The following is a 5,258-nucleotide window of genomic DNA, read 5'->3' on the forward strand; positions in this document are numbered from 1 at the left end:
GGGACGCCCTGGCCGTTGGCGTACATGAGGCCCAGGTTGAACTGGGCGATGGCATTGCCCTGCTTGGCGGCGAGGCGGTACCACCGCACAGCCTCGGCGTAGTCCTGGGGCACGCCCTGGCCTTTCTCGTACATGAGGCCCAGGTTGGACTGGGCGCGGGCATCGCCCTGCTTGGCGGCGAGGCGGTACCACCGCACAGCCTCGGCGTAGTCCTGGGGGACGCCCTGGCCTTTGGCGTACATGACGCCCAGGCTGAACTGGGCGATGGCATTGCCCTGTTGAGCCAAAGGCCGCCACTCGCGCAGGGCGGTGGCATAGTCCTTGCGCTTGTAGGCAGCCACGCCCTCGTCGAACCCAGCCCAGGCGGGGGAGGCGAGGAGAACGAAGGTCAGGGCCAGCAGGAGCCGTTTCATGGAGGTGTCCTCTTCCGAGGGAGCCGCCAACGATCCAATTGGTGAACTGGAATTATACTTTAACTTACTACTTTCCTCACGCGAGTATGTCCCAATCTTAGTTGAGAATTGCGGTGGTTTCGTCCCCTGTGGTTGTCTGGAGTCGCCAGACGCCATCCGCCCAAAGGGGAGGAACCACGCGATGGGGATTTTACAGCAGGCTGTGAGGCGCAGGAAGGGCCGCCGGATGGGTGAGCCCGTCCTGTCCAAAAGCCCAAATGAATCACAAATTCCCTGGTTGAGAGCCTTTTGAGTTTTGTGCAGGGTATGGATGGAGCTTTTGCGGAGCGCAACGGCAAAGCGACGAAAGGCCTGAATTTAGGCCAGAATTACTAATTCGCCATGCACAGGACGGGACCGAGGTGTTCGGCTCCGAGCGCCTGACCGGCGCGCTCCTGGACCGCCTCACACATCATGTCCACATCCTTGAGATGAACGGGGAGAGCTACCGGCTCAAGCAAAGCGAAAAACGGCACCGGAATAAACAGAAAGAGGCTCAGAAAACCGCTGAAATGGAGTGAAAAAAGGACCAAGAAGGGGGCCCTCGGGCCCCCTTCTTCTCATACCCGGTGGTACACTTTTACGCCGCCACGCCGGTACACTTTTAGGCTGCCCTTTACACACAGACGAGCCAGACCCCGAAAATCGGTGAACCAGGACAGAACACAGCGCCCGGAATGTTGCGCCAATGGCACGAAACCTGGGAACGGGCGGCCCTCGCCGCATAAATCCGGTAAAATGGGGCGATTTGCTCTATAATACAGTTATTGCACTTCACCTGAAATAATTGATGCGGAGGCATGTATGAGCGGGCATACCCATGATGCGGGCACCGAACTTTCAGATACCGAACTTCGGGTCCGGGCGCTCGAGTCATTGCTCACCGAAAAAGGCCTGGTGGAACCGGACGCTCTCAATGAACTCATCGACACCTACGAGACCAAGATCGGCCCCCGCAACGGGTTCAAGGTGGTCGCCCGCGCATGGACGGACCCCGATTTTAAAAAGCGGTTGCTCAAGGACGCCAATGCGGCCCTCGCCGAGATGGGCTACGAAGGGCGGCAAGGCGAAACCATGGTGGTGCTGGAGAACACGCCCGAGATTCACAACATGGTGGTTTGCACCCTTTGCTCGTGCTATCCGTGGCCGGTGCTGGGCCTTCCTCCCGTCTGGTATAAATCGTTCCCCTACCGTTCCCGCGCGGTGATCGATCCCCGCGGTGTTTTAAAAGAGTTCGGCCTCGAGATCGACGAGGACGTCGAGGTTCGCGTATGGGACAGCACCTCGGAGGTGCGGTTTATCGTTCTGCCCGAACGTCCGCCCGGAACCGAGGGCATGAGCGAAAAGGAGCTGGCCGGGATTGTCAATCGCAACTCCCTGATCGGAACGGCTATGGTCCAGGCCCCGAGCGCGACAGGAGATCAATCATGAACGGCGTACACGATATGGGCGGCATGCACGGGATGGGTCCCATCGTCCTCGAGGAGGACGAGCCCGTTTTCCACGCGGAGTGGGAGCGGCGCATATTCGCCCTCTCGCGCGCGATGGGTGTATGGGAGCGGTGGAACATCGATATGGCCCGCCACGCGCGCGAGCGTATCCCGCCCGCCCGTTACCTGGCGTCGAGTTATTATGAGCGATTTTTACTCAGCCTCGAGACCCTGTTGGTGGAACAGGACTTCCTGACGCGTGAGGAAATCGAAGAGCGTGTGGCCGAGCTTGCAAAGGAGGATGCCTGATGCCTTTGCTCACCAAAGACATGGTGCCGAATATCCTGAAGCTGGGGGGAAGTTTTCAGGTGGACGTAAACATTCCGCCCAAGTTCTCGCCCGGCGATCGCATTCGGGCCCGCGATATCAATCCTGAAGGACATACCCGCCTTCCGCGCTTCGCCCGCGGCCGGCAAGGGGTGATCGATAAAGACTATGGTGTTTTCGTCTTCCCCGACACCCTCGCCCGGGGCGAGGGGAAGAAGCCCCAGCACCTCTACAGCGTCCGCTTTATGGCCCGTGAACTCTGGGGACCCGAGGCAGGGGCCCGGGATTCCGTTTATCTCGACTTGTGGGACGATTACATGGACCCCGCATGAGGGCCCAACAAATAAGTCTATGAGTGAGATTGGCGATGAATGATCCGAAGGATTTTGATGCGCTTCCCTTATTGCCGCGGGATGAAGAGGGACCCGTATTCCGCGAGCCCTGGGAGGCGCAGGCCTTCTCCATGACTTTGATGCTCCACCAGCAAGGCCATTTTACCTGGAAAGAGTGGGCGGAATGCCTGGGTGCAGAGATCGCGGCGGCCAAAGAGCGGGGAGACCCCGACCTGGGGGATACTTACTACCTGCATTGGCTTGCCGCTTTCGAGAAAATAGTTGCCAAAAAGGGTTTTGTGGGAGCCGATTCCCTCCACCGCCGGAAAAAAGAGTGGGATGCCGCCGCCCGGGCGACCCCTCACGGCCAACCCATATTGCTCAGGCAGGAAAAAGAGCGGTAGGGAATTTGCCGGGCACGCCTTTGCTCCGCAAAAAATAGGACCTGTCCATGGCGAATTGATAATTAGGCAGCAATTTGGTGGCTAGTTGGGAATTTGCCACACACAGGACGGAGTCGCTATTGTCGGACTTCGGGGGCTATCATAAATACTGCATATTCAAGAATTTCCTGACGGACGGCTCCAACAAAAAATCGCTGGACCAGGACAGCCCTACCACCTGCGCGGGTGATCCTCCGGCAGAGGAGAGCCGAAAGGACCCGTTCCTGTATTTTGCCGGACATAAGCGATCCGATTGTGCCCCGGCTGGAATTTTCCGTTCAGAGCGTCCCGGAGCCAATCCACCGCCATCGGGTTCAAGTCCGATCCTCCCAGGCCCTTCATGCCCCACACCCGGTGAAATTCATTTTCCAATATCCAGAGTTCCTTGGGACTTTCCAGTTCCTCGAAAAATGAAAAAGCGTCCTCCACCGGGGTCAGCGGATCGAATTCTCCCGCCGTCATCAAAACCGGACACGCGATCCGGTCTCCATAGCCCTTTAATGTCATACGCTTGGCCATCTCGTCGAAGGCGTCTTCGTCCGTCATGCCGGCCATATACATGAATATCTGCTTGAAGCGCGGCGAAGCCACATCGAAGATGAAGTTTTTATCGGCGAAATTGGCACTTCCGGCGGCACAGGCGGAAACCCTGGAGTCGTAAGCCGCCGTCCTCGGCGCCCAAAACGAGCCCATGCTAATCCCGAACACCCCGATTTTCTCGCTGTCGATTTCGGGGCGGGAACAGAGATAGTCGATCACCGTGCTGGCCGCCTTTTCGTAGTTGTCCGCCGTGACCCTGATTTTACGGATATTCGACATCCCCTGCCCCGGCCCGTCCATCGCGCAGGCGTGCATCCCCCTCCGGAGCATATCGTTTTGAACCACATAGGGATAAAACTCCTTGGTTTGATCCATCCCCGGGATATAAAGAACGCAAGGGGCCGGACGCCTGCCCATGGCGAATTGATAATTCGCCACCCACAGGCAAGACCGGGGCGGCAGGCGCGGCGGGACCGATCTCAGCGCATCGGCGAGTAGTCCACGGGATACCATATTTCGGATTTTCGGGACCTGAGGTAGGGGTTCGAGCAATCCCGCCAGCCAGCGAGCTGGCCGGCGGCCGCATCCACCTCGGCCCACTGGTTCAGGTTGCGGTAGGGCCAGATGTGCAAAAACTCGTTCAGGATGCCCGAGGCGAACTCGCTCGCCGGGTTCGCGAAGGCCGCGGCGAGGGGCGAGAGTTTTTCTCTTTCGGGAAGATGCTTGGCCCAGGCGGCGCCGAGTTTTCCCATGGTGCCGGTCTGAAAGGTGTCGCTCCTCACCTCGTAGACGCTGCCCATGGCGCCGGTGCGGGGCGACGGGCAAAAAGATGCGGCTGCCATCAGCCGGGTCTGCTGATACAGTATTTTCTCGGCCTTTAAGGGCGGCCACCAGGATGAGGACTGCGCTTTATCGCGCACACTTTCGCGGTGGGCGGAATTTTCGTACTCCCAGATATGAAATATACGGTCCAGCTCGCCGATGGCCGAGCGGAAAAAGCAGATCAGCCGGGAGAGCTTCACTCGCTCCTCGATAATGTTCCCGAAACCCTCCACCGCCTCATCAAGGCTCCCCTGCGTGAACGTATAAGCCCGCACTTCGTAAAGCATTTGCGATTGGCTCCTCTATCGGACGGGGCGGCGAGTCGCTGCCCGGAATCATGAAAACATCGTCGTACCCGGAATGATGCAGCAATGCTCTCCCTTTTTTAAATTTCGATCAATTCGCCTTCCTCGGGCGGCGCATCTCACAGGGATGGCCATCAAGTGCGCTGAAATATCCCTCTGATCCTGTGCATGGCGAATTCCTAATTAAGCCGTAATTTGGTGGCTGATTGGGAATTCGCCACCCACAGGTCTTGAGAACTTTCTCGCCTCTGGAGATTTTTCCATGAATTTTAAGTTTGAGACGCTTCCGAAATCATTCTCGAAAAATTCGAAGCGTTTTAAGGAAAATCAGATATTCGAGGCCATCAGTTCTTGAATATAAGAACACCCGATGAAGTTTTCCTGGAAAGAACCGCCAACCATAGCTAATCTAAACTATCATGTGTGGCACTCACATTGCCGAGGCCTGTTTCAGATACCTATTGCTGTTTGATTAGGAATTCGCCAGGGACACCCTGAAAATCGATGGACCAGGACACCGCCCCGCTGTTCGAGCCAGATTAAGCACTTTGTTGGTGGATTTACAGAACACCGAGCCATTGCGTGAATTCACGTTGTGGAATTGGAT

7 protein-coding genes and 1 pseudogene are annotated in these 5,258 nt (G+C 57.4%); 5 read left to right on the forward strand and 3 right to left on the reverse strand.

Annotation, left to right across the window (positions count from 1 at the left end):
- Nucleotides 1-413, reverse strand: a 413-nt coding sequence (locus O2807_11560) for a tetratricopeptide repeat protein (GenBank protein ID MDA1001135.1), incomplete at its 3' end; no start/stop codon positions are given.
- Between the two features lie 395 nt (nucleotides 414-808).
- On the opposite strand from O2807_11560, the pseudogene O2807_11565 reads away from it, so the two are divergent.
- The 5 genes and pseudogenes from O2807_11565 (at nucleotide 809) to O2807_11585 (ending at nucleotide 2,945) form a co-directional block, all read left to right on the forward strand.
- Nucleotides 809-973: pseudogene (locus O2807_11565) on the forward strand (ATP-binding protein).
- Nucleotides 974-1,256: 283 nt separating this feature from the next.
- The gene (nthA, locus tag O2807_11570) at nucleotides 1,257-1,883 is read left to right on the forward strand and encodes a nitrile hydratase subunit alpha (protein MDA1001136.1); all 627 of its coding nucleotides are present in this window, start codon (nucleotides 1,257-1,259) and stop codon (nucleotides 1,881-1,883) included.
- Nucleotides 1,880-2,191, forward strand: a complete 312-nt coding sequence (locus O2807_11575) for a nitrile hydratase subunit beta (protein MDA1001137.1) — start codon at nucleotides 1,880-1,882, stop codon at nucleotides 2,189-2,191. The genes nthA and O2807_11575 overlap by 4 nt, the downstream gene beginning before the upstream one ends.
- Complete coding sequence (locus O2807_11580) at nucleotides 2,191-2,541, forward strand: nitrile hydratase subunit beta (GenBank protein MDA1001138.1); 351 nt, start codon at nucleotides 2,191-2,193, stop codon at nucleotides 2,539-2,541. The genes O2807_11575 and O2807_11580 overlap by 1 nt, the downstream gene beginning before the upstream one ends.
- A 35-nt stretch (nucleotides 2,542-2,576) precedes the next feature.
- Complete coding sequence (locus O2807_11585; protein MDA1001139.1) at nucleotides 2,577-2,945, forward strand: nitrile hydratase accessory protein; 369 nt, start codon at nucleotides 2,577-2,579, stop codon at nucleotides 2,943-2,945.
- A 210-nt stretch (nucleotides 2,946-3,155) separates the two neighbouring features.
- Here O2807_11585 and O2807_11590 read toward each other — a convergent pair whose 3' ends face one another.
- Together O2807_11590 and O2807_11595 are read right to left on the reverse strand one after the other, a co-directional pair.
- Complete coding sequence (locus tag O2807_11590) at nucleotides 3,156-3,941, reverse strand: alpha/beta hydrolase (GenBank protein ID MDA1001140.1); 786 nt, start codon at nucleotides 3,939-3,941, stop codon at nucleotides 3,156-3,158.
- Between the two features lie 62 nt (nucleotides 3,942-4,003).
- Complete coding sequence (locus O2807_11595) at nucleotides 4,004-4,633, reverse strand: NIPSNAP family protein (GenBank protein MDA1001141.1); 630 nt, start codon at nucleotides 4,631-4,633, stop codon at nucleotides 4,004-4,006.
- Between the last annotated feature and the right edge of the window lie 625 nt (nucleotides 4,634-5,258).

This window comes from bacterium, from assembly GCA_027622355.1.
Taxonomy (GTDB): domain Bacteria; phylum UBA8248; class UBA8248; order UBA8248; family UBA8248; genus JAQBZT01.